The organism is Cardiobacterium hominis (assembly GCF_900637305.1).
In the GTDB taxonomy this organism is placed as follows: domain Bacteria; phylum Pseudomonadota; class Gammaproteobacteria; order Cardiobacteriales; family Cardiobacteriaceae; genus Cardiobacterium; species Cardiobacterium hominis.
This window is the reverse complement of record NZ_LR134365.1, coordinates 2,442,430-2,465,808: the sequence shown is the minus strand read 5'-3', so window position 1 is coordinate 2,465,808 and position 23,379 is coordinate 2,442,430. Positions and strand designations below refer to the sequence as shown.

Genomic DNA, 23,379 nt, shown 5'->3' with positions numbered 1-23,379 from the left:
AGGCATCGCGATATTATGAAAAAACCGCCTTATGGCGGTTTTTTCTTGGCAGATACTTAGTGATTGCCGTTGGGTTCGTGGTTGCCGCTTTTGTGGCGCGGGTTGCGGCGACGGTGACTTTCCGGTTTGTTGCCGCGCGGTTGGCGGTTGCCGTTGCGGGCGAGGCGTTCGGCTTTTTGTTCGTTGAGCGCGCGCAGTGCTTCTTCGCTCGGCGGGATGACGTCGGCCAGCAGCTCTTCGTCCAGCGGGAAGACGGGCAGTTTGTTGTGGATGTAGTGTTCGATTTCCGGCAGCGAGTACACGTATTCTTCGCAGGCGAAGCTGATGGCAGTGCCGGAAGCGCCCGCCCGCGCGGTGCGGCCGATGCGGTGTACGTAGTCTTCCGCGACTTGCGGCAGATCGTAGTTGAAGACGTGGGTAACGTCCGGGATATGCAGGCCGCGCGCGGCGACGTCGGTCGCGACGACGATGTTCACCGCGCCGCTCTGGAAGTCTTTGATGATTTTTTCCCGTTTTTTCTGCGGGATGTCGCCGGAAAGCGCGGCGTTCGGGTAGCCGTTTGCCTCCAGGACGACGGAGAGGCGTTCAAGGTCGCGCTTGGTGTTGAGGAAGATCATGCTGCGCGCCGGTTTGTCGCGGTTTAAGAGGCCGATGAGCAGCGGGGTTTTTTCGTGTTTGGCGGTGTGGTAGAGGATTTGGGTGATGTTGTCGGCGGTGGCCTGCCCGCTTTCGATGCTTACAGTTTCCGGCGCGTTGAAGTATTCGTAGGCGAGTTCCTGCACTTTTTGCGCCATGGTCGCGGAGAACAGGAGGTTCAGGCGCTCGTGCGCGGGCGGCATTTGCCGCAGGAGGTAGCGCACGTCGTCAATGAAGCCGAGGTCAAACATGCGGTCGGCTTCGTCGAGCACGCAGACTTCGATGTTTTTCAGGCGGATGATTTTTTGTTTGTAGAGGTCGATGATGCGCCCCGGCGTGCCGATGATGATGTCTATTGGCGCGTTTTCCAGCAGGTTGCGTTGGTGTTCCATGCTGACGCCGCCGTAGATGGCAAGGCTGTTCAGCCCGGTGTAAGCGCCGATTTGGTCGGCGTCTTTTTTGATTTGTACGGCCAGTTCGCGCGTGGGCGCCAGCACTATCGCCCACGGCCCTTTGGCTTTGGGGTGGACGGGGTTGGTGAGGAGGTAGTGGTAGAGCGAGATGAGAAAGGCAGCGGTTTTGCCGGTTCCGGTTTGCGCCAGTCCCATGACGTCGTGGCCGCCCAAGGTCAGCGGCAGGGTTTTTTCTTGTATCGGCGTGGTGTGGGTGAGTCGGTTGTCTTCCAGCGCTTCTTGTATGGCCGGGTGAATGGGAAGGCTGCTGAAAGCGGTCGCGGTCGTGTGGTTTTCTGCCATGTAGTCTCTCGGGATTTTTCTGTGGTAACTGCGCGGATTATACCATTTTTTCATCTTCCGGGCAGTCGCGCCCGCGCTACACGCGGCGGGAGCGCTCTGTTATACTGCGCCGCTGTATTTTAGGCTTTTTCAATCAGGTTCTGTTTCATGAATAGATGGTTGTTTTTTGTTTTGTTGCCGCTGGTTTTGCAGGCATGTGCCTTGCGCAGCGAGCAGAGTCTTTATGAGGTGAAGATGATGGCAGGCGATGTGCTTTATGCCACGGGTTCGCCGAAGAAGGACGCCAAGGGTTTTTATCGTTTTAGTGATGTCAACGGGCGCGATTATAAGGTCAAGGATAATCTGGTGCTTTATATCAAGCCGGCGCGTTTCAAGCGTTAAGGGAGTTTTTTGTGGCTGTGTGCAAGGTTCCGCTCAGTTGTGAGTTTTTTCCGACGGCAACGCCGGAGGGTGCGGAGAAGTTGGCTGCGGTGCGCCGCGAGCTTGCGTATTTGCAGTGCGAGTATTATTCGGTGACTTATGGCGCGGGCGGCAGTACGCGCGACCGCACGATGAATCTGGTGGCGCGTCTGGTCGCGGAGAACGGCCCGCCGGTGATGCCGCATTTGACGTGTGTCGCCTCCAGCGAGGCCGATATTCGCTCGCTGCTCGATGATTATCGTGCGCTCGGCATTTATCGCCTGATGGCGCTGCGCGGCGATATGCCGTCCGGCGCGCTCGAGAATGCCGGGTTTACCACGGCGCAGCAGTTGGTTGCTTATGTGCGTGAGCTCTGGGGTAACAACGCGCGCATTTTCGTCGCCGCGTATCCGGAGGTGCATCCGCGTGCGCATACGCCTGCCGCTGATTTGCAGGCGTTTCGCGACAAGGTCGCGGCGGGCGCGACGGATGCGGTGACGCAGTATTTTTATAATGTCGAGGCGTTCTTGCGTTTCCGCGATGAGGCGCTGGCGCTCGGCATTGACGTGCCCATCGTGCCGGGCATCATGCCTATCAGCAATTTCAACCAGTTAAGCCGTTTTTCTGACGCCTGCGGCGCGGAAATCCCGCGCTGGTTGCGCAAGCGGCTGGAGGCGCTCCAGGACGATCTGCCCGCGCTGTGTGATTATGGTGCCGATGTGGTCGCCGGGATTTGTGAGCGGCTGATTGCCGAAGGCGTGCCGGCGCTGCATTTTTACAGCATGAACCGCGCCGATCTTATCGGCGAATTGTGTAAGCGTCTGGGCTGGTGCTGATGGCTTCACTCGGTCGCTCCTCTGCCGTTTTTGCCGTGATGACGCTGCTCTCGCGCGTCCTCGGCCTGCTGCGCGACATGTTGGTCGCGCGCTATTTTGACGTCATGGTGACTGATGCCTTCTACGCCGCGCTGCGCATTCCCAATACGCTGCGCCGTTTCTTCGCCGAGGGCAGTTTTGCCAACGCCTTCGTGCCGGTTTTTTCCGCTACCCGCACCGAACACCCGGAGCAGCTGAAAGATTTGCTGCGCCACACCAGCGGCACCCTGCTCGGCATCCTGCTGGTGATTACCGCCATCGGCGTGCTTTTTTCCGGCGCGATTATCACGCTGGTGGCAAGCGGCCTCAGCGAGCGCCCGGAGCAGTTCGTGCTGGCGAGCGACATGCTGCGCATCATGTTCCCCTATATCCTGCTGATTTCTTTAACAGCGATGGCGGGCGGCGTGCTCAATACCTTCGGCCAGTTCGGCATCCCGGCGCTGACGCCGGTGCTGCTTAACATCACCCTGATTGCCGCCGCGCTTTGGCGGCATTATCACGGCGCCCCGCATGACGGCAGCGTGTACGGCATGGAGCTTGCTTGGGCGGTGTTTCTCGGCGGCGTGGCGCAACTGGCGCTGCAACTGCCGTTCCTTTATAAATGCGGCATGCTGCTGCGTCCGCGCTGGGGCTGGAAACACAGCGGCGTGCGCCGCATCCTGAAACTGATGGTGCCGACGCTGTTTGGCTCATCTGTCGGCCAGCTGACCGTGCTGATTAACACCTACCTCGCCTCGTGGCTGGTAACAGGCAGTATCTCCTGGCTTTACTACTCTGACCGCCTGGTCGAACTGCCGGTCGGGCTGATTGGCGTCGCCCTCGGCACGGTAATATTGCCTCGCCTGAGCGCGCTGCGCGCCGCCGACAACGACGCGCAATTCGTACGCACGCTGGACTGGGCGCTGCGTTGGGGCTTTCTCGTTGGCAGCGCTGCTGCGGTTGGCCTGATAGTCCTTGCCCCGTCCATCATCGCCGGTCTCCTCTACGGCGGCCGCTTTGACGCGCACTACGTCGAAATGACCACCCTCAGCCTGCGCGCCTACGGCATCGGCGCGCTCTTTCACATCATGGTGAAAGTCCTCGCCCCCGCCTTCTACGCCCGCCACGACACCAAAACCCCGGTCAAGGCAGGCATCAGCGCGATGCTGCTCAACATCGTCTTCGCCCTCATTTTGAGCCGCTACTACGCGCACGTTGGACTTGCCGCCGCCAGCAGCTTCGCCGCGCTGGCCAACATGAGCCTGCTCCTTTACTTCCTGCGCCGCGAAGGCGTCTCGCTGAAAACCGGCTCGCTCTGGTTCTTCCTGCGGGTGCTGTTCGCCAACGCCGCCCTCGCTTCCATACTGCTCTACCTGCAAGGCGACGCCGCCGACTGGCTCGCCAAAACCGCCTTCATGCGCCTGCGCGACCTGCTCCTTTTGGTCGGCATTGGCGGCATGAGCTACATCGCCGTCCTATTCGCGCTCGGCCTGCGCTGGCGACAACTGCAACCGGGATGACACCATGCACACCAAACCGCTGCTTACCGCACTCTGCCTCGCCCTGATGACCCTCCCCGCCCAGGGCAAAAAAGCCGACACCATCACGCTGGAATCCGTGCCTGCAGCCAAACCCGCTGCGCGCGCGACGAAAAACGCCGCCAGCCTTGACGGCAAAACCATCCGCAAAATCGACATCCGCGGCATCAAGGACAAAACCCGGCACGACAACGCCAAAGTCTATCTCTCGCTGGAAAAAGTCGTTGGCGAAAAAATCGACCAGCCCGATTACGTGCAATACCTCATCGAAAGCGGACGCGAAGAAATCCGCCGCTCGCAGCAGCCCTTTGGTTACTACCACACCCAGGTGGACGTACAGCTGGACGACAGCGCCGACGGTATCACCGTCATCTACACCGTCACACAAAACGAAGTGACCAAACTCGGCCAGGTGAACCTGCAAGTGCTGGGCGAAGCGGAGCGCGACGAAAAATTCCGCGAACTGCTCGCCGAAAACCCGCTCAAATCCGGGACGACACTCGACCACAACACCTACGAAACCTACAAGGCGCGCTTTGTCGCGCTTGCCAGTGCGCGCGGCTATTTCGATGCTGCCTTCCGCGAACACAGCATCCAGGTGAACCCTGACACCAACACTGCCGACGTTTCACTCATCTTCGATAGCGGCATGCGCTACACCTTTGAAACTGTCGAATTCAACGAAGTACCGCTCTCGCCCGACCTCCTGCAACGCTTCGTCCAGTTCCAGCCCGGCCAGCCCTACCTCTCCTCCGACGTTGCCACCCTGCAACAAGACCTGCAAGGTAGCGGCTACTTCGCCGAAGCGCTGATTGGCGACGAACCCGACCGCGAACGCAAAACCGTGCCGATCAAAGGCCAGCTGACCATGGACGAAAACAAACACTACATCCTCGGCATCGGCTACTCCACCGACAGCGGCGTGCGCGGCAAATTCGACTTCGACCGCCGCTGGGTAAACAGCCGCGGCCACCAATTCAGCAGCAAACTCTACGCCTCGACCAAAACCAGCAGCGTGGACGCCCTCTACCGCATCCCGGCGGCAAACCCGGCGACCGACTACTACTACTTCCGCCTCGGCGGCCACATCAAGCGCGACACCTACGACAGCCGTCGTGCCTTCGGCGAAGGCGGCTACAACTTCCGCCTCGGCGACTGGGAGCACCGCTACGGCCTCGTCGCCTCTTGGGAAAAATTCACCATCGGCCTCACCCACGGCAAAACCCTGCTCGTCTACCCGCAGGGACAATGGACCTACACCTCCACCAAAAACCGCCTCAACCCCAAAGATGGCTACCAGTTCCGCTTCGGCCTGCTCGGCGCGGGCAAAGGACTGCTCTCGGACGCGAGCGTCGTCCAGGCGAACCTCGACGGCCGCTACCTACAATCGCTCGGCGACAAAAACCGCCTTGTCGGCCGCATGGCGCTCGGTGCCACCTGGACGGACGACTTCGACCGCATCCCGCCGAGCATGCGCTACTTCGCCGGTGGCGACCGCAGCATCCGCGGCTACGCCTTTGAAAACATCGGCAGCCGCGACGCCGGCGACAACAACATCGGCGGACGCTACCTCGCCGTCGGCAGCCTCGAATACGAATACTACTTCAAGCCCGACTGGGCGGCGGCGGCATTCGTTGATGCGGGCGACGCCTACATCAACGACCCGAAAATCAAAATCGGCGCAGGCGCGGGCGTGCACTGGCAATCACCGGTCGGCCCAATCAAACTCGACGTCGCACACGGCTTTGACAAAAAATACGGCGACAAAGTACGGCTGCACATCAGCATCGGCGCGGAGCTTGACCTGTGACCCCGGCACGACTGGCGCGCGGCCTGTACAAAACCCTCAAATGGCTGTTTCTCGCCACCCTCATCCTCATCCTCATCGCGGCTGGCGCACTCTACTACCTGCTCGGCAGCGACAGCGGCTACCGCCAACTGCCTGACCTCATCGCCCGCTTCACCCCCTACACCCTCGAATACGACACACTCGACGGCCACCTCCTCGGCGACCAGCGCTGGCAAAACCTGCACCTCCATGGCGCCGGGCTTGATATCCGCGCCGCCGAACTGCGCCTGAACCTGCGCGCACGCGACCTCCTCTCCGGCGACGTGAACATCGACGCGCTGCACCTTCGCGACGCACAAATCCTCCTGCCACCTGCGAGCGACGAACCCGACACACCACACGACAGCGCCCCGCCCGAAAAACTGCCCGACCTCGACCTGCCGGTAAACCTCGCGCTGCACAACCTCACGCTGGAAAACATCGAACTGCGCCAGGGCGACAAACCCCTCATCAACATCCACAGCGCCCAACTGGATGCCGACTACCGCGACAGCCAGCTCAAACTACAAGGCAAACTCGACAGCGACAAAGGCAAAGCGACCCTCGACGGCAAAGCCGAAACCCGCGGCGACTACCCACTGACCCTCGCCCTTGACGCCGACACCCCGCTGCTCCCGCCCGGACAAAGCGCACAACTGCGCTGGCAACAAAGCCTGCTCAAACCACAACTACAACTCACCCTCACCGGAGCGGTCAGCGGCGACATCCGCCTTGATGGCGCGCTCGCCCCCGCACAAAAACACCTCGACGCCACCCTCGCCTGGAAAAACCTCGACTACCACAACCACGAATACCAAAGCGAGCGCGGCAGCCTCAAACTGAGCGGCGACTACAGCGCCCTGCGCGGCGAACTCCAGGCCGCATTCGCGGGCAAAGACCTGCCGCCTGCCGAACTCAACCTGGCCGGCGACTACGGCGACGCCAAACTACAAAACATCGACCTCACACTCGCCACCCTCGGCGGCAGCGCGCGCTACCAGGGCGAAGCCGATTTGAGCGGCGCGCCCGCCTGGCGCGGCACCCTGGACATCAGCGGCATCAACGGCAAAAACTGGCGCCCCGACCTCGACCTGCAACTGGACGGCCACATCCAGACCCACGGCGGCGACGGCAACGCCTACCTCGGCATCGAGCGCCTGAGCGGTCACTGGCAAAAACAACCACTGAACGGCCAGGGCAGCCTCAACTACGGCGCGGGCAAACTGGACGTACGCGACCTTAAACTCCAGCTCGCGGGCAACAGCCTGCGCGCCAACGGCAGCGCCGATGCCGCCAGCGCCGACCTGCAACTGCACGTCGCCGCCCCCAGCCTGGACCGTCTTCTGCCCATCATCGGCGGCGACATCAACGGCGACGTGCGCGTCAGCGGCAACCTGCTCCAGCCCCAACTGGACGGCAAACTGATGTGGAAAAACCTGCGCGTCGGCGATACGAAAAACCCCATCGTCGCCTCCAGACAAGGGAGCGCGACCGGCAAAGGCGCGTACAACCGCCTCGCCGTTACCATCGAAGGCGACGCGCGCGGCGAACACTTCCCGGCGCTCACCCTCAAAGGCAGCGGCACCCTCGACCCGCTGCACAACATCCGCGACATCAAGCTCGACGCCCAAAGCCTGCAAGGCAGCCTGCATCTCACTGGCGAAAGCGGCTGGTCGCCGCACGTCAGCTGGAACGCCAAAATAGATGCCAAAAACCTGCACCCGCACCAATGGGAGCGGCTGAAAACCCTCGAAGGCGAAATCAGCGCCCGGCTTGCCAGCGCGGGTAGCGTCAAAAACGGCAAAGTCCAACTCACCGCCGACATCAACGACCTCAAAGGCCGCTGGCAAAAACAAGCGCTGGCCGGACATGGCCAAATGAAGATGGACGGCGGCCAATACCACATCAAAGCGCTGGAAATCAAAATCGGCGACAACCGCGTCGCCCTTGACGGCAAACTGGACGACAAAACCCTCGCGCTTGACTTCGACCTTGACGGCAAACGCCTCGCTGCCTTCCACCCCGCCCTCGGCGGCAGCCTCACAGGCAAAGGCAAACTGACGGGCAGCCGCCAGGCGCCCGAACTCCAGGCACAACTGAGCGGCAAAGCGCTCACCTACGCCGGTCACAAAATCGCCAGCCTGCAAGCCGACCTCGCCACCAGCCTGAAAAAAGGCGGGCGCTTCAACAACCGCATCCAGCTACAAGGCGTACAGACAGCCGGACAAAACTGGAAAGACATCCAGCTCGCAAGCGATGGCAACTACGACCGCCACAGCCTCACCCTGCGCACCAGCGGCGGCGACGCCAACCTGCAACTCGCCGCCAGCGGCGGCTTCAGCGCGCCGGATGCCTGGAAAGGCGACATCAACAGCCTGGAAGCCAGCGGCTACGACATGCAATGGCGCCTGAAACAACGCAGCGCCCTGCAAATCGCCCCCAAACAAATCACCCTGCGCGACTTCTGCCTCGCCGACGCCCACAGCGGCCTCTGCCTCGACCTCAAACGCGACAAACAAACCGAACTCGCCTACCGCATCAGCACCCTGGATCCCAAAAGCTTCGGCAAACTCATCCCGAAAAACATCCGCTTGAACACCGCGCTGCAAGGCGAAGGCAAAATCGCCATCGCCGACAGCGGCCAACTGCGCGGCAACGCCGACCTGCACCTCACCCCCGGCAACATCAATATCCAAATCAAAGGCCAGCCGCCGCTCAACCTCGCCATCAAAACCGCGCAACTGCGCACCCGCTTCACCGACCGCCAGGCAGAAAACACCCTCGCCATCGACCTTGGCGACAGCGGCAGCATCAACGGCCGCGCCCTCATCAGCGACCTGAACAAACAAACGCTTTCCGGCGAAATCAAAGTGAACATCCCGGACATCGGCAAGTACCGCAACTTCGTGCCGAAAGCGAGCGAAATGCGCGGCCGCGTCGGCGGCGTCCTCCAATTCAGCGGTAGCGCCAAAGCGCCGGTAGTCAGCGGCGAGCTGCAACTCGAAAACGGCCTCATCAAAATCCCGCAATACGCGACCGAACTCAAAAACATCCGCCTCCGCCTCTCGGCGCACCGCAGCGGACAAATCGACATCAACGGCAACATCGGCACCCCGGACGGCAACCTCGACGCCAAAGGCGTGCTGTACCTTGCGCCGACCCGCCTTGACCTCGCGCTTGTCGGCAAAAACATGCTCATTGCCGACTCCAAAACCATGATGGTCAGCATCTCGCCCGACTTCCGCATCACCATTGACCCGACGAGCGGCATCGAAGTCAAAGGCAAAATCCACGTCCCCAAAGCCAACATCTCCATCCCCGACACCAGCGGCGGCGTCGAAATCTCCAAAGACGTCGTTATCCTCAACGAAGAAAACCCAAAAAAGCCGCTGGCGGCGGTCGAGCCGCCCGTACCGCTCAAAGCTGACATCGAAATCCTCCTGGGCGACAAAGTCTACTTCAAAAACAAAGATGTAAATATCCGCCTCAAAGGCGGCATGACCATCATCGAGCGCCCGAACCGTCCGCTGGCCGCCAAAGGCACCATCGAAGTGGCGAGCGGCGTGTACGAACTCTACGGCCAGGAGCTGGACATCAAACGCGGCAAAGTCACCTTTACCGGCGGCAACATCGCCAACCCCACCATCGACTTCCTCGCCCTGCGCACCATTGACCGCAAAGACATCAAAGTCGGCGCCGCCATCACCGGCAGCGTTGAACGCCTGCAACTCAAACTCACCTCCACGCCCAAACTGCCCGACTCCGCCATCCTCTCCTACCTCCTCTTTGGTCGCCCGCCGGATGGCACCATGGACAACGAAGCGCTGCTGCAAAGCGCGGCCAGCCTCTCACTCGGCGGCATCCTGCCGGGCGGCGGCAAACTGGACGCACTCGGCAAAGACAGCGGGCTGGACGTCTTCGACCTCGGCGTCACCGGCCTCAAAGCAGGCAAATACCTCGGCAAGGACATGTACGTTGGCCTGAAAAGCAACTTCTTCACCGGCGTCACCGAATTCATCGCCCGCTACCAATTCACCGAACACCTCAACATCGAAGCGAGCGCCCACGCACAAGAGCGCGCGGTGGACCTCATCTACGAATTTGAGCGGGACTAACGGCGGCGCGACTAACGATAAGGTGGTGACCGATGGTCGTTTCTTTGGAAACCGGGGTGAAGAAATTTCCGGTACTTATGGCAAGGATTCTTCCATGCCTAACGAAAAAGAATTTATTGGTGCTTTTGGTGCCAAAGAGCGATAAATATTTTCGTCATTGTTGAATCAAGACGGTGCGTTTGGTCTAACGCTGAATAAAACCGTTTGCTCTGAAGCAGGATTGGATGCGTCGCGCATCCAATCCTTTTTTTTTGCTGCGCTTTATGGTTTAACCTGATGTTATAGCTATCCATTTTTATCCCGTACACGCTGGTTCTGTTTCTCGCAGAAGCAAGGGCTTTCTGCTGCGTACTGTTGTTATGGAACACAAATGGGGCCCGCTATAATCGTCATGCGCTGGCATACCGCCACCGTTGTCGGTATGATGCGCGCTTTCTTTTTGACCGTCTTTTTGCATGAATTATTGGTTGTTAAAGTCCGAGCCGGGCAATTTTTCCCTCGATGATTTGCGTGCGCGTCCGGGGCAGCGCGAGCCGTGGGACGGCGTGCGCAATTTTCAGGCGCGCAATTTTATGCGGCAGATGCGCGCAGGCGACCGGGCGTTTTTTTATCATTCCAACGCCAAGCCGTCTGGCATTGTCGGCGTGGTGGAGATTGTCGGCGAGGCGCGCCCTGACCCGACGCAGTTTGACCCAGAGAGCCGCTATTTTGACGCGAAGGCGTCGCTCGATGCGCCGCGCTGGGATTTGGTCGTCGTGCAGTTTGTCCGCGCGTTTTCTGCGATGGTGTCGCTGGCGCAGTTGAAGGATGTGCCCGCGCTTGCCGGCATGGAGGTGGTGCGCAAGGGCAGCCGGTTGTCGGTTTCGCCGGTTACCCCTGCCGAGTGGCAGGCGGTGCTGGCGCTGGCCGGGGAGGCTGTTGATGGCTACTGATTGGGTGGTGCGCGTCGCGCATTTGTCGTTTGCACGCGGCAGTCGCAAGATTTTTGATGATGTGAGTTTTGAGATTGCGCGCGGCGAAGTGGTCGCCGTCATGGGGCCGTCCGGTACGGGCAAGACGACGTTGATGCGTCTTTTGACCGGGCAGTTGCGCCCAGACGCGGGGACGGTCGAGGTGCTGGGCGAGTCGGTGCCGGATTTGTCGCGCGCGGCGCTGATGCGGCTGCGGCGGCGGATGAGCATGTTGTTCCAGTCCGGCGCGCTGTTTTCGGATATGTCGGTGGCGGAGAATGTCGCTTTTCCGCTGCGCGAGAAGACGCGCCTTGACCGCCGTTTGATTGAGGCGGTGACGCTGATGAAGTTGCAGCGCGTCGGTCTGCGTGGTGCGGCGGCGCTGATGCCGGCGGAGCTGTCCGGCGGCATGGCGCGGCGGGTGGCACTCGCCCGGGCGATTGCTTTTGATCCGGAGTTGATGATTTATGACGAGCCGTTTACCGGGCAGGATCCGATTTCGCTGGGCGTGCTGACCCGCCTGGTGCGTGATTTGAACGACGGCCTGCGCATGACGAGTTTTGTGGTGTCGCATGATGTGGCCGAGGTGAGCAAGATTGCCGACCGCATCCTGCTCTTTTCCGGCGGCAAGTTGCTCGCCAATGGCGCGCCCGCCGAGCTGTATGCGAGCACGGACCCCTTGGTGCATCAGTTCATGCATGCCGAGGCGGACGGCCCGGTGGCGTTTCATTTTCCTGCCGCCGATTATGCGCAGGGTTTGCTGGAGCGGGTGCGATGAAGTTTGTGTCGGATTTTCTTGCGGCGGTAGGGGCGACGACGCTCGCCTGTCTCGCCGCGCTGGGTGATTTTTGTTTGTTCGCGCTGGCGCTGCTGCGCCATGTGGCGATTTTGTTGCGCAAGCCGTTGCTCACGCTGCGCGCGACGTATGCGGCGGGCGTGTTGTCGCTGCCGATTATTTTGGTCGCCGGGTTGTTCGTCGGCATGGTGCTGTCATTCCAGGCTTATACGACGATGGTGCGCTTCGGCGCGGAGCAGGCGCTCGGCACGATGGTGGCGTTGTCGCTGTTGCGTGAGCTGGGGCCGGTGGTGAGTGCGCTGCTTTTTGCCGGGCGCGCCGGTTCGGCGATTACCGCCGAGATTGGCCTGATGAAGACCACCGAGCAGCTGGTGGCGATGGAGATGATGGCGATTGAGCCGGTGGCGCAGGTCGGCGTGCCGCGCTTTTTGGGCGCCTGGTTCGCGCTGCCGCTGTTGACGATTCTTTTTGTTGCCGTCGCCATCATTGGCGCGCATCTGGTCGGGGTGGTCTATCTTGGTCTGGATGACGGGATTTTTTGGTCGGGGATGCAGAACAGTGTTGATTTCGGCAGTGATGTCGTGCGCGGCATGCTGTTGAAAAGTCTGGTCTTCGGCTGGGTATGCGCGGCGATTGCCGTGTTTCAGGGTTTCAGCAGCCTGCCGACCGCAAGCGGTATGTCGCGCGCGACGACGACGACGGTGGTGATGTCTTCACTCGCCGTGTTGGGGCTGAATTTTGTTTTGACCGCGATGTTGTTTGGAGGTTGATGTGCAATCGAATCGCAGTGTTTCCGTCGCCGTGGGGCTGTTTGTCCTGCTGGCGCTTGCCGCTATGGTCTTTCTTGCCTTGCAGGCAAGCAACGCGCGCGGCTTCCGCATGAGCCATCCGTATGAAGTGAATGCGGATTTTGCTGATATCAGCGGCCTTTCCAAAAACGCCAAGGTGACGATGTCCGGCGTGCAAATCGGCAAGGTGAAAAGCATCGGCTACGATCAGGATGCCTACAAGGCGAAAGTGGTGCTGGAGATTTCCGGCGAGTACGACCGCCTGCCGCTCGACAGCAGCGCCGACATCCTCACCGCCGGGCTGCTCGGTGAGAAATACATCGGCATCGTCCCTGGTGGCGACCCGGCGATGTTACAAAATGGTGATACGATCCAGTACACCGGTTCGTCTATGGTATTGGAGAAGCTAATCCAGCAATTCGTCACGCAAATGTCCGCCAAGGACGATGCGTCAAAATCCACACCCCAGGAGCCTAACCCATGAAAAAAATCCTCATGAGCCTCGCCCTCGCCGCCGTTTCCGCCATGGCCTTTGCCGCGCAGCCAAGCGCAGATGACGCCAAGGCGCTAGTCGAACAACAGGCGAAAACCGTCTTCACCAAACTGAACGCCAACCAGAGCCGCTACCGCAACGATCCCGGCGCCTTCAGCGACCTTATCAAAAGCGAAGTGCTACCGTACATGGACTTCGAGCTGATGTCGCAAGTCGTCCTCGGTCGCCACTGGCGCGACGCCAGCGCGCAACAAAAAGCCGACTTCACCGCTGCCTTCCGCGACCTCCTGGTGCGCGTCTATTCGCGCGGCTGGACGAACTACGCCGGCACGCCCGTCGAAGAAGCGGTAAAAATCCTGAGCGCCTCGCCGCTCGACAAATACCAGCGCAGCGACATCCGCATCCAGGTGCGCGACAAAAACGGCAAACAGGCGACTGTCGTCTTCAGCGTGCGCTACAAAGGCGGCCAATGGAAAATCTACGACGTCTCCTTTGAAAACGTCTCCATCCTCTCCAGCTACCGCAACAGCTTCGATACCGAGATTAACCAGGGCGGCATCGACAAACTCATCGCCAAAATCAAGACGATGAAAGGCAACGAATGAGCCTCGCTGCCCTCGGAACACTCACCGGCGGGGTGCTGCAACTGCACCCCGCTTTAACGATCCCGACACTTGACGGCCGCCGCCTGCGCGACGAACCCTTGCCCGATACCCTCACCATTGACGCGAGCCAACTGCAACAGGCGGACAGCATCGGCGTTGCCGCGCTCGTCTGGCTGGCAGCCCTTGCCGGTGCGCAACACAAAACGCTCGCCTGGCAAAACCTGCCGCCTATTCTCAACGAACTCCTCGCCCTCTACGAAATCGACCTGCCCACCATGAGCCAACCATGCAAGAAGAACTGATCACCTCACGCATCAAAGCCGTCCTGCCCGACGCCGAAATCACCCTCACCACCTTCGACGGCGTTCACTACAGCGCCCACATCCGCTCCGCCGGCTTTGCCGGCAAAAGCCGCCTCGAACAACACCGCACCGTGATGAACGCCCTCGGCGACATCCTCGGCAGCAACGAAATCCACGCGCTGGCGCTGAAAACCGAAGTGGCGGGCTAACCATGGAACAACTCAAAATCATCGGCGGCACCCCGCTTACCGGCGAAGTCCGCATCAGCGGTGCGAAAAACGCCGTCCTGCCCATCCTCGCCGCCACCCTGCTCGTCCCCGGCGAAACCATCATCGACAACGTCCCCCGCCTGCGCGACGTCCACACCTTCATCAAAGTGCTAAACGCCATGGGCGCCAAAGCGGCATTTACCGGCGAGCACCAGGTCACCGTGGACGCGACGGACATCACAAACCCCGAAGCGCCCTACGAACTCGTCAAAACCATGCGCGCCAGCATCCTCGTTCTGGGGCCGCTGCTCGCCCGCTTCGGCCAGGGACGCGTCTCCCTGCCCGGCGGCTGCGCCATCGGCGCGCGCCCGGTGGACCAACACATCAAAGGCATGCAGGCACTCGGCGCACACATTAACATCCACGAAGGCTACATCGAAGCGCGCGGCAAACTGCGCGGCGCCCGCTTCATCATGGACGTTACCACCGTCACCGGCACCGAAAACCTGCTGATGGCCGCCGTACTCGCCGAAGGGACCACCATCCTTGACGCCGCCGCCTGCGAGCCGGAAGTCAGCGACCTCGCCCACTGCCTGAACGCCATGGGCGCGAAAATCAGCGGCATCGGCACGACGACACTCACCATCGAAGGCGTGCGCGCGCTCAAACCGGCGCGTTACGCGACCCTGCCCGACCGCATCGAAACCGGCACCCACCTCATCGCCGCGGCCATCACCGGCGGCGAAATCACCACCCGCCACACCCGCGCCGACCTGCTCGAAGCCGTGCTGGAAAAACTCGAAGCGGCAGGCGCACTCGTAGAACGCGGCCCGGACTACATCCGCCTGGACCAGCGCGGGCGACCGCTGCACGCCGTCAGCATCCGCACCGCACCATTCCCCGCCTTCCCGACCGACATGCAGGCACAAATCATGGCGCTCAACACCGTCGCGCAAGGCACGGCGACCGTCATCGAAACCATCTTTGAAAACCGCTTCATGCACGTCCCCGAACTGGCGCGGATGGGGGCAGACATCGCCATCGAAGGCCACACCGCCACCGTGCGCGGCGTCGCCAAACTGAGCGGCGCACCGGTGATGGCGACCGACCTGCGCGCCTCCGCCTGCCTCGTTCTCGCCGCACTGGCCGCCGAAGGCGAAACCACCATTGACCGCATCTACCACCTCGACCGCGGCTACGACGCCATCGAAAAAAAACTGGGCGCGGTCGGCGCCAACATCCGCCGCGTGCGCGCAGAAGAATCGCTATGACATCGCAAGTTGGGTTGGCGCAGCGCTGACCCAACCAACAAAAGTCAGCTACGAGAACGCCTGGTATCCGGCGATGATGTTCAATGACCGGCCCGGCAAAACCATTGACACACATCACACCATTCAGAGCCATCATGATTACCCGCGACCAACTGCAAACCCATCTGCGCGACCTGCTACAAACCGACCGCTTTCGCGACTACGCGCCAAACGGCCTGCAAGTCGAAGGCAAGGCGGAAATCCGCCGCATCCTTACCGCCGTCACCGCCTCGCAAGCGGCAATAACCGCGGCGATTGACTGGCAGGCAGACGCGCTCCTGGTGCATCACGGCTACTTCTGGAAAGGCGAAGCGCCGCAAGTAGTCGGCCTGAAGAAGCGTCGCCTTGCCGCGCTGCTCGCGCATGAAATGAATCTCTTTGCCTACCACCTGCCGCTTGACCAACACCCCGAACTGGGCAACAACGCCCACTTTGCCAAACACTTTGCCTGCGAAGCCGTGTGGCAGTCGGCAGAAGAACCGCTCATCTGGCACGCACGCATCGCACCGACGACATTGCCCGACCTCCTGGCACAACTGGAAGGCGGGCTGGAGCGTGAGCCATTCGCCGTCGGCACGGCCGCTGACCCGCTAACCCATATCGCCTGGTGCAGCGGCGCGGCGCAAGATTTCCTGCAACAGGCGGCAGACGAGGGCGCGCAGGCCTTCATCAGCGGCGAATATGCCGAGCGCAGCTACCACGAAGCGCGGGAGACGGGCACGGTGTATATCTCCTGCGGCCATCATGCCAGCGAACGCGCCGGCATCCGCGCCTTGGGCGAGCATCTCGCCGCGACGTTTGGCCTGCAACAGCGCTTTTTTGATGAAGAAAATCCCTTTTGAACCCCGCTTTGCGGTCATGCGCAAATCGCAAGATTTTGTTAAGATAGTCACCCCGAAATATAATTTACCCAAGGCAATAACGCCGTATTGATAGGAAAGAATCGATGCGCGGAGAACAATCATGAGCAATGCAGCGAATCTCAAGCCGGTATTCATCCCGGCGCAACCGGTGGAGAATCCCGCCCGCCGCAAGATGCTGGTCGCGGCGACGACCGGCGCGACGGCAGTCGGCGCGGGCTTTCTCGCCGTTCCCTTCCTCAAAAGCTGGCTTCCCAGCGAACGCGCCAAAGCCGTTGGCGCGCCGGTAGAAGTCGATATCACCAAACTTGAAGCGGGCGCCATGCTGACCGTCCTCTGGCAAGGCAAGGTCGTTTACCTCCTGCGCCGTACCGACGAAATGCTCGCCACCCTGCCGCAAGTTGGCGGAGACCTGCGTGACCCGGAATCCAAAGAATCCCTGCAACCGGAATATGCGCAGAACGAATGGCGTTCAGAGCGCAAAGACGTCCTCGTCATGCTCGGCATCTGCACCCACCTTGGCTGCGCGCCGAAACTGCAATCCCGCGCCGAAGGGCGCGAAGTGCGCGGCGATGCCACTTGGGAAGGCGGCTTCTTCTGCCCCTGCCACGGTTCAAAATTCGATTACGCCGGCCGCGTCTACAAAGGCGTACCCGCACCGACCAACCTGAGCATCCCGCCGTATAACTTCAAAAACGACAACCTCGTCGTCGTCGGTGCCAGCAGCGAAGGAGGACAAAATGGCTAGTAACCCGTACAAAACCACCGGTCTGCTCGGCTGGATTGACAACCGCTTCCCGCTGACCCTGCTGTGGCACGACCACATGGACCGCTACTACGCGGCGAAAAACTTCAACTTCTGGTACCTGTTCGGTTCGCTGGCGCTGGTCGTCCTGGTGAACCAAATCCTCACCGGCGTCTGGCTGGCGATGTTCTACAAACCGAGCGCCGCCGAAGCCTTCAGCAGCGTCGAATACATCATGCGCGACGTTGATTTTGGTTGGCTCATCCGCTACATGCATTCCACCGGCGCCTCCTTCTTCTTCATCTGCGTTTACATGCACATGTTCCGCGGCCTGATGTACGGCTCCTTCCGCAAACCGCGTGAGCTCGTCTGGCTTTTCGGCGCGCTCATCTTCCTTGCGCTGATGGCGGAAGCCTTCATGGGCTACCTGCTGCCGTGGGGACAAACCTCCTACTGGGGCGCCAACGTCATCATCTCACTCTTTAGCGCCATCCCGGTCGTCGGCGATGCCATCGTCACCTTCATCCAGGGCGACTTCTACATCTCCGACGCGACGCTCAACCGCTTCTTCTCGCTGCACATCATCCTCATCCCGCTGGTGCTGGTGATGCTGGTCGCGGCGCACATCATCGCGCTGCACGAAGTCGGCTCGCTCAACCCGGACGGCATCGAAATCAAAGAGCATCTGGACGAACGCGGTGTTCCGCTGGACGGCATCCCCTTCCACCCCTACCTCACCATCAAAGACCTGGTCGGGTTCGGCTTCTTCTTCATGATATTCGCCGGCATCATCTTCTACATGCCCGAATTTGGCGGCTACTTCCTGGAGCTTGCCAACTTTGAACCGGCGAACGCGCAAGTGACGCCAGAACACATCGCACCGGTGTGGTATTTCGGCGCCTTCTACTCCATCCTGCGCGCCATGACTTGGGACTGGTTCGGCGTACCGGCAAAACTGTGGGGCGTTATCGCCATGTTTGCCGCCGTCGGCATGATCTTCATCCTGCCGTGGCTGGATCGCTCGCCGGTCAAATCCATCCGCTACAAAGGCTGGATCTCGCGTGTGGCGCTGGCGCTGTTCATCATCGCCTTCCTCACCCTGACCAAACTCGGCACCATGCCGCCGACCAATATCGTTACCCGCTTGGCACAATGCTGCACCGGCATCTACTTTGCCTTCTTCCTGCTGATGCCCATCTACAGCAAGCTCGACAAAACCAAGCCAGTACCAACACGGGTGACCAAATGAAAACCATGAAAATCCTCCTGTTGACCGCATCGCTGGCGATGACCCAAGCCTTTGCCTCCGGTGGCGCGGCAACCTATCCGAATGACGCCTTTCAGATTGACCTGAACGACAAAATCTCATTGCAAAACGGCGCCAAATACTTCATCAACTACTGCTCCGGTTGCCACTCGCTGAAATACCAGCGCTACAACCGTGCCTTCCGCGACCTGCAAATCGACCCGGAAATCGGTGCAAAAAACCTCATCTTCACCGGTGCCAAAGACGTTGAACAAATGCACACCGCGATGAGCGGCGCCGAGGGACTGAAATGGTTCGGACAAACCCCGCCCGACCTGTCGCTGACCGCACGGGCAAAAAGCGGCGCCTACATCTACAACTACCTGCGCGGCTTCTACCGCGATGACAGCCGTCCGCTGGGATTCAACAACTCCGTCTTCGCGGGCGCCAGCATGCCGAACCCGCTGTGGGAACTGCAAGGCGTCCAGAAACCCGTTTACCACGAAGAAAAAGTGTGCGAAATGGTTGAAGGCCAAGAAAAATGCGAAACCCACAGCAGCCTGGTCGGCTTCGAAGCCATCACCCCGGGAACGCTGAACAAAGAAGAATACGACAAAGTCGCCTACGACATTACCAACTTCCTCAGCTACGTCTCTGACCCCTCCGCGCTGGACCGCATGCGCATGGGACCGTGGGTACTGGCATTTCTCGCCTTCCTCACCGTCATCTTCTACCTGCTGAAGAAAGAATACTGGCGCGACATCCATTAAAAACAAGGAGCCTATGAGTATCGTAAGTCAAAAACGGGGCGGGCTGGCGCTGTTCGGCAGCCCCATCCACGCGAGCAGCCATCGCATCCGCCTGGTCTGCCAGGCCAAAGACCTGGAAATCGACTACGTCGAAATCGATCCTGACAACATCCCGTCCGACCTCATCGAAATCAACCCGACCGGGCGGCTGCCGACCCTGATTGACCGCGACCTCGTCCTCTTTGACGAGCGCGTCGTCAGCGAATACCTTGACGAACGCTTCCCGCACCCGGCGCTAATGCCGATTTAGGCGAACCTCAAGGCGAAAATCCGCCTTTTCTGCTACGAACTGGAAACCAACTGGTACCAGCCGGTTGATCAACTGCAACACGGCAAACTGTCACCGGCAAAGAAAAAAGCGCCGCAGAAACAGCTGCGCGAAGCCGTGCTGCTCATGTCGCCGATGTTCAAAGGCCGGGATTACCTCATCGGCAGTGAAATCAGCCTGCTGGACTGCTGCGTCCTGCCCATCCTCTGGCGTCTGGAAAGCCTCGAAATCGAACTGCCGAAAGCGGCGGCGACCATCCAGCGCTATATGGACTTCCACTTCTCCAAAGACTACTTCCGCAAATCGCTCTCCAAACAGGAAGCGGCGTTGCGACCGGGTGCCTGATGCGCGACGAAGTCACCATGACCGACCGCAAGCCCTATCTGCTGCGCGCCATCTACCAGTGGATTGTGGATAACGACTGCACGCCGCATCTTGTCATCGCTGCGCCCGGTGCGGGCTGGGTACACGGTGTGCCGCTGCATCTCTTGCAAGAAGAAATGCTGGTACTGAACATCTCGCCAACGGCGACTGCCAACCTTTCCATTGACAACGACAGCGTCACCTTCAACACCCGCTTCGGCGGTCAGCCGCATCAAGTCTGGGTCAGCATGCAGGCCATCGTCTCGCTCATCGCGCGGGAAACCGGCGAAGGTATCAGTTTGCCGCCTGCAGAAGGGCTGGAAAAGGGTCCGCAAGACAGCAACGTGACACCGTCCACACCAGATGGCGAAGACAAACCGTCCGGCAGTCATCTGAAAATTTTGAAATAACCCAACTTCATCACAGGAAGCGGCTCATTAGAGCCGCTTTTTTATGCGTGAGCGGTGCGGGCGCAAGGGGGGATAGAGCGATACACAGAAAACCTCGAACAAGGCACGCCGCCGAAGACAGTATGTGGTGCCCGGTCAGGCGGCGCACGCCGTACGAGGCTTTAGGGGCTGTTTGCAATTTGAACCCCCTCCCCCCGCGGAGCGGGGGAGCCCGGGGAGGGGCCTATCCGCTGAAATGCAAACACGCCCTAGGAGGGGTTGCTATAAACCTTGCACGAATCGTAAAAGCCCGCATCATGCGGGCTTTTTGCTGCGCGGCTGGTTCAATCGTCGCTGTCTGCAAAGACGGCTTTGGCGACGAATACCGCATTCAGCACTTTCGGGAAACCGAGGTACGGCACGCAGTGAATGAAAGCTTCGATGATTTCTTCGCGCGAAAGGCCGACGTTTCGCGCGGCATGGATATGGACGCGCAGCTGGTTCTCGCAGCCGCCCTGCGCGGCGAGTGCGGCCAGTGTGATCAGTTCGCGCTGGCGCAGGTCAAGCGCCGGGCGGTTGTAGATCTCGCCGAAGGCGAAGCCGATGATGTATTGGCCGAGGTCAGGGGCGATATCGGCGAGGGCGGTCATCACCGCTTCGCCTTGTGCGCCATCGATGGCATTCAGTGTGGCGAGGCCGCGTTGCAGCAGTTCCGGGTTTAGCATGGTTTGCTCCTTTTGTTGGGGGAGCGTTGAGGATATGTTTTGGAGCGGGCTCCAACGCAAGGATTTTTTTCATGTATCACATCCAGGAATTTGCCGCGCTGACTGGTCTCAGTGCCGACACGCTGCGTTATTACGAAAAGGAAGGGCTGCTTGCGCCCGCGCGCGATGCTAACGGCTACCGCATTTATAGTGAGCGCGACGCTGCCTGGCTGACTTTCATCTTGCGGCTGAAGGAAACGAATATGCCGCTGGCGCAAATCAAGGCGTTTGCTCGCCTGCGTGCTGAAAGTGAGGCGACGCTGGCGGCGCGTTATGCGTTGTTGTTGGCGCACCAGCAGGCGCTTGCGACGCAGTTGGCGCGTCTTGTCGATCATCAGGCGCATTTGGCGGAGAAGTTGCGGCATTACGAGGCGTTGTTGCGGTCGTCGTAGGGGCGATTCGTGGCATGACACGCCGGTCGTGATGTTCAACGGGCAGCTACACAGCGCTCATTTTTTCTCCTTCTATCCCGCATGCTGCGGGCTTTTTTTGCACTTTCTCCCCCGCTGGGCAATTTCCCCCACTTTCTTGCACCATTGTGGATAAAATGGCGAATAACCCGCCTACGTGGTGGATAACTCGCCGTTTTCCTCCGCCGCGACGGCTTCCGGTTGCAAAAGTTATCTTGATGATTTTGAAGGACTAAAATCTTAATTATTGCCGGAATATGAACGCAAGGTATAATGTGGGAAATTGTGCAATAGACCTTAACTCACTACGCCATGTTTCGCGGTATCTACCATATTTCGCTCGACACTAAGGGACGGCTTTCCGTCCCGGCCAAGGTGCGGGCGCAATTTGAGGAGGAGAGCGACGGCGTTTTGATTTTGACCGCCGAGCTGGAAAACCAGCTGCTGCTTTACACGCTGCCGGAATGGCAGAAGGTGGAGGAGAAGTTGGTGAAGCTGCCCAGTTTTGATCCGCAAATCCGCCGCCTGAAGCGTCTTTATATGGGGAACGCCGCCGAGTGTGAGCTCGACAGCACCGGGCGCATTCTCATCCCGCCGCCGCTGCGTCAGCGCGCCGGGCTGGACAAAAAGGTGGTGATGAGCGGCATGGGCAATAAGTTCGAGCTGTGGAGTCAGGAGGCTTGGGATGCCATCAATGCCGAGGATGCCGAGGCGTTGCGTGCGGACGGGCTGGATCTCAACGGCGCGCTGGAGAGTTTGGCGATATGAGCGCTCACGTCACGGTTCTCTTGCACGAGGCGGTGCAAGCGCTCGCCATTCGCGCGGATGGTGTTTATCTCGACGGCACCTTTGGCCGTGGCGGGCACAGCCGTGCCATGCTTGCTGCCTTGGGCAGGGCAGGGCGCTTGTACGCGCTGGACCGCGACCCACAGGCGGCGGAAGCGGCGGCCGGGATTGACGATCCGCGCTTTCATTTCGCCCGCTGCCCGTTTTCCCGCATGGAAACGGCGTTTGCAGATGTTGGCGCGGCCAGTCTTGATGGCATTTTGCTTGATTTGGGTGTGTCTTCGCCGCAGCTTGATCAGGCGGCGCGCGGTTTTTCTTTTGGCAAGGAAGGGCCGCTCGATATGCGCATGGACAATGAGAGCGGCATTACGGCGGCTGACTGGCTCGCGGCGACCGATGAGGCGACGCTGGCGCGGGTCATCCGTGATTGGGGCGGCGAACCGCATACGGTGGCGCGTCGCATTGCGCGGGCGGTCATCGCGGCGCGCGGCAAGTTGCGCACCACGCTGGATTTGGCAGCGGTGGTCGCCGATGCCGTGCCGCGCAAGTTGTACAAGGCCGGCTTTCATCCGGCAACGCAGACGTTTCAGGCGATCCGCATTGCGGTCAATGATGAGGTCGGCGAGATTGAACGCGGTCTTGCCGCCGCAACCCGTTTGCTGAAATCAGGCGGGGTGCTGGCAGTGATTACCTTTCATGGACTGGAAGATGCGCTGGTGAAGCGCTTTATCCGCGCCCACGAGGGCGCGCCCTTGCCGGCGGAGATTCCGTCGGCACACGACCGGGTGAACCCGTTGCTGCGACTGGTTCCACCTGCGGTCAAACCGTCCGCCAGGGAAGTGGCGGACAATCCGAGAAGTCGCAGCGCAAGATTGAGAAAGGCAGTAAAGATATGAAATTTATGATGGTTATTCTGGCGGTACTGCTTTGCGGTGCCTGTTTTAGCGGCGTGAAAGCGGCCAAGTTCGCGCATGAACAAAGCAACCTCGTCAATCAGGTGCAATCGCTGAAGAAAACGCGCGACCAGATTAACGCCGAATGGACGCAGCTGCTCCTGGAGCAAAAAATGCTCGCCGATGACAGCGTCATCGACCACGCGGTGCGCAACGGGCTGGATATGCATATGCCGCAGGCAACGCAAGTGGTTTATCTGGACTGAGC

The 23,379-nt window shown here is 60.2% G+C and carries 27 protein-coding genes; 25 read left to right on the top strand and 2 right to left on the bottom strand.

Annotated elements, in window-relative coordinates; genetic code table 11:
* Positions 1-56: 56 nt before the first annotated feature.
* The gene (locus EL199_RS11855) at positions 57-1,391 is read right to left on the bottom strand and encodes a DEAD/DEAH box helicase (protein WP_004143068.1); all 1,335 of its coding nucleotides are present in this window, start codon (positions 1,389-1,391) and stop codon (positions 57-59) included.
* 147 nt (positions 1,392-1,538) lie between these two features.
* On the opposite strand from EL199_RS11855, the gene EL199_RS11850 reads away from it, so the two are divergent.
* The 21 genes from EL199_RS11850 to EL199_RS11760 all read left to right on the top strand — a co-directional run bounded on the left by EL199_RS11850 (position 1,539) and on the right by EL199_RS11760 (position 20,279).
* Positions 1,539-1,772 carry a hypothetical protein gene (locus EL199_RS11850; protein WP_004143070.1) on the top strand — a complete coding sequence of 78 codons (234 nt, stop codon included), beginning with the start codon at positions 1,539-1,541 and terminating at the stop codon, positions 1,770-1,772.
* A 17-nt stretch (positions 1,773-1,789) separates the two neighbouring features.
* Positions 1,790-2,626 carry a methylenetetrahydrofolate reductase gene (locus EL199_RS11845; RefSeq protein ID WP_004143072.1) on the top strand — a complete coding sequence of 279 codons (837 nt, stop codon included), beginning with the start codon at positions 1,790-1,792 and terminating at the stop codon, positions 2,624-2,626.
* Positions 2,626-4,164 (top strand): murein biosynthesis integral membrane protein MurJ, encoded by a 1,539-nt coding sequence (gene murJ, locus EL199_RS11840; protein WP_004143073.1) that lies wholly within the window; start codon positions 2,626-2,628, stop codon positions 4,162-4,164. The genes EL199_RS11845 and murJ overlap by 1 nt, the downstream gene beginning before the upstream one ends.
* Positions 4,165-4,168: 4 nt before the next feature.
* A complete protein-coding gene (locus tag EL199_RS11835) occupies positions 4,169-5,992 on the top strand; it encodes an autotransporter assembly complex protein TamA (RefSeq protein ID WP_004143075.1) in 1,824 nt (607 codons plus the stop codon).
* Positions 5,989-10,125 (top strand): translocation/assembly module TamB domain-containing protein, encoded by a 4,137-nt coding sequence (locus tag EL199_RS11830; protein WP_004143077.1) that lies wholly within the window; start codon positions 5,989-5,991, stop codon positions 10,123-10,125. The genes EL199_RS11835 and EL199_RS11830 overlap by 4 nt, the downstream gene beginning before the upstream one ends.
* Before the next feature lie 25 nt (positions 10,126-10,150).
* Entirely contained in the window at positions 10,151-10,270 is a 120-nt protein-coding gene (locus EL199_RS12880) for a transferrin-binding protein-like solute binding protein (RefSeq protein ID WP_232008306.1), read from the top strand.
* 310 nt (positions 10,271-10,580) lie between these two features.
* Positions 10,581-11,057 (top strand): EVE domain-containing protein, encoded by a 477-nt coding sequence (locus EL199_RS11825; protein ID WP_004143082.1) that lies wholly within the window; start codon positions 10,581-10,583, stop codon positions 11,055-11,057.
* A complete protein-coding gene (locus EL199_RS11820; RefSeq protein WP_004143084.1) occupies positions 11,047-11,853 on the top strand; it encodes an ABC transporter ATP-binding protein in 807 nt (268 codons plus the stop codon). The genes EL199_RS11825 and EL199_RS11820 overlap by 11 nt, the downstream gene beginning before the upstream one ends.
* 5 nt (positions 11,854-11,858) lie before the next feature.
* Positions 11,859-12,641: a lipid asymmetry maintenance ABC transporter permease subunit MlaE gene (gene mlaE / locus EL199_RS11815; protein WP_040356178.1), complete on the top strand. Its 783-nt coding sequence runs from the start codon at positions 11,859-11,861 to the stop codon at positions 12,639-12,641.
* 1 nt (position 12,642) lies between these two features.
* Entirely contained in the window at positions 12,643-13,143 is a 501-nt protein-coding gene (mlaD, locus tag EL199_RS11810; RefSeq protein WP_040356080.1) for an outer membrane lipid asymmetry maintenance protein MlaD, read from the top strand.
* Positions 13,140-13,757, top strand: coding sequence for an MlaC/ttg2D family ABC transporter substrate-binding protein (locus EL199_RS11805; protein WP_004143090.1), 618 nt, complete (start codon positions 13,140-13,142; stop codon positions 13,755-13,757). Before mlaD ends, EL199_RS11805 begins: the two co-directional genes overlap by 4 nt.
* Positions 13,754-14,059 carry an STAS domain-containing protein gene (locus EL199_RS11800; protein WP_004143092.1) on the top strand — a complete coding sequence of 102 codons (306 nt, stop codon included), beginning with the start codon at positions 13,754-13,756 and terminating at the stop codon, positions 14,057-14,059. The genes EL199_RS11805 and EL199_RS11800 overlap by 4 nt, the downstream gene beginning before the upstream one ends.
* Positions 14,044-14,268 (top strand): BolA/IbaG family iron-sulfur metabolism protein, encoded by a 225-nt coding sequence (locus tag EL199_RS11795; RefSeq protein ID WP_004143094.1) that lies wholly within the window; start codon positions 14,044-14,046, stop codon positions 14,266-14,268. The genes EL199_RS11800 and EL199_RS11795 overlap by 16 nt, the downstream gene beginning before the upstream one ends.
* A 2-nt stretch (positions 14,269-14,270) precedes the next feature.
* Entirely contained in the window at positions 14,271-15,539 is a 1,269-nt protein-coding gene (gene murA, locus EL199_RS11790) for a UDP-N-acetylglucosamine 1-carboxyvinyltransferase (RefSeq protein WP_004143096.1), read from the top strand.
* Positions 15,540-15,673: 134 nt separating this feature from the next.
* Positions 15,674-16,420 carry a Nif3-like dinuclear metal center hexameric protein gene (locus EL199_RS11785; RefSeq protein WP_004143098.1) on the top strand — a complete coding sequence of 249 codons (747 nt, stop codon included), beginning with the start codon at positions 15,674-15,676 and terminating at the stop codon, positions 16,418-16,420.
* Positions 16,421-16,541: 121 nt separating this feature from the next.
* A complete protein-coding gene (gene petA, locus EL199_RS11780; RefSeq protein ID WP_004143099.1) occupies positions 16,542-17,186 on the top strand; it encodes a ubiquinol-cytochrome c reductase iron-sulfur subunit in 645 nt (214 codons plus the stop codon).
* Positions 17,179-18,432: a cytochrome b gene (locus EL199_RS11775; protein WP_004143102.1), complete on the top strand. Its 1,254-nt coding sequence runs from the start codon at positions 17,179-17,181 to the stop codon at positions 18,430-18,432. The genes petA and EL199_RS11775 overlap by 8 nt, the downstream gene beginning before the upstream one ends.
* Positions 18,429-19,199, top strand: a complete 771-nt coding sequence (locus EL199_RS11770) for a cytochrome c1 (protein WP_004143110.1) — start codon at positions 18,429-18,431, stop codon at positions 19,197-19,199. Before EL199_RS11775 ends, EL199_RS11770 begins: the two co-directional genes overlap by 4 nt.
* A 13-nt stretch (positions 19,200-19,212) precedes the next feature.
* The gene (locus EL199_RS13385; protein ID WP_232008304.1) at positions 19,213-19,488 is read left to right on the top strand and encodes a glutathione S-transferase N-terminal domain-containing protein; all 276 of its coding nucleotides are present in this window, start codon (positions 19,213-19,215) and stop codon (positions 19,486-19,488) included.
* Positions 19,489-19,506: 18 nt separating this feature from the next.
* A complete protein-coding gene (locus EL199_RS13380; RefSeq protein WP_315861905.1) occupies positions 19,507-19,851 on the top strand; it encodes a glutathione binding-like protein in 345 nt (114 codons plus the stop codon).
* Positions 19,851-20,279, top strand: a complete 429-nt coding sequence (locus EL199_RS11760; RefSeq protein ID WP_004143112.1) for a stringent starvation protein B — start codon at positions 19,851-19,853, stop codon at positions 20,277-20,279. The genes EL199_RS13380 and EL199_RS11760 overlap by 1 nt, the downstream gene beginning before the upstream one ends.
* A 323-nt stretch (positions 20,280-20,602) precedes the next feature.
* On the opposite strand, the gene EL199_RS11755 is transcribed toward EL199_RS11760, so the two are convergent.
* Entirely contained in the window at positions 20,603-20,983 is a 381-nt protein-coding gene (locus tag EL199_RS11755) for a carboxymuconolactone decarboxylase family protein (protein ID WP_004143114.1), read from the bottom strand.
* Between the two features lie 71 nt (positions 20,984-21,054).
* On the opposite strand from EL199_RS11755, the gene EL199_RS11750 reads away from it, so the two are divergent.
* The 4 genes from EL199_RS11750 (at position 21,055) to ftsL (ending at position 23,377) form a co-directional block, all read left to right on the top strand.
* On the top strand, positions 21,055-21,414 hold the full coding sequence (locus EL199_RS11750) for a MerR family transcriptional regulator (protein WP_004143116.1): 360 nt from the start codon (positions 21,055-21,057) through the stop codon (positions 21,412-21,414).
* A 330-nt stretch (positions 21,415-21,744) separates the two neighbouring features.
* Entirely contained in the window at positions 21,745-22,200 is a 456-nt protein-coding gene (mraZ, locus tag EL199_RS11745) for a division/cell wall cluster transcriptional repressor MraZ (RefSeq protein ID WP_004143118.1), read from the top strand.
* The gene (gene rsmH, locus EL199_RS11740) at positions 22,197-23,114 is read left to right on the top strand and encodes a 16S rRNA (cytosine(1402)-N(4))-methyltransferase RsmH (RefSeq protein WP_004143120.1); all 918 of its coding nucleotides are present in this window, start codon (positions 22,197-22,199) and stop codon (positions 23,112-23,114) included. The genes mraZ and rsmH overlap by 4 nt, the downstream gene beginning before the upstream one ends.
* A 5-nt stretch (positions 23,115-23,119) precedes the next feature.
* Entirely contained in the window at positions 23,120-23,377 is a 258-nt protein-coding gene (ftsL, locus tag EL199_RS11735; RefSeq protein WP_232008302.1) for a cell division protein FtsL, read from the top strand.
* Positions 23,378-23,379 lie beyond the last annotated feature (2 nt).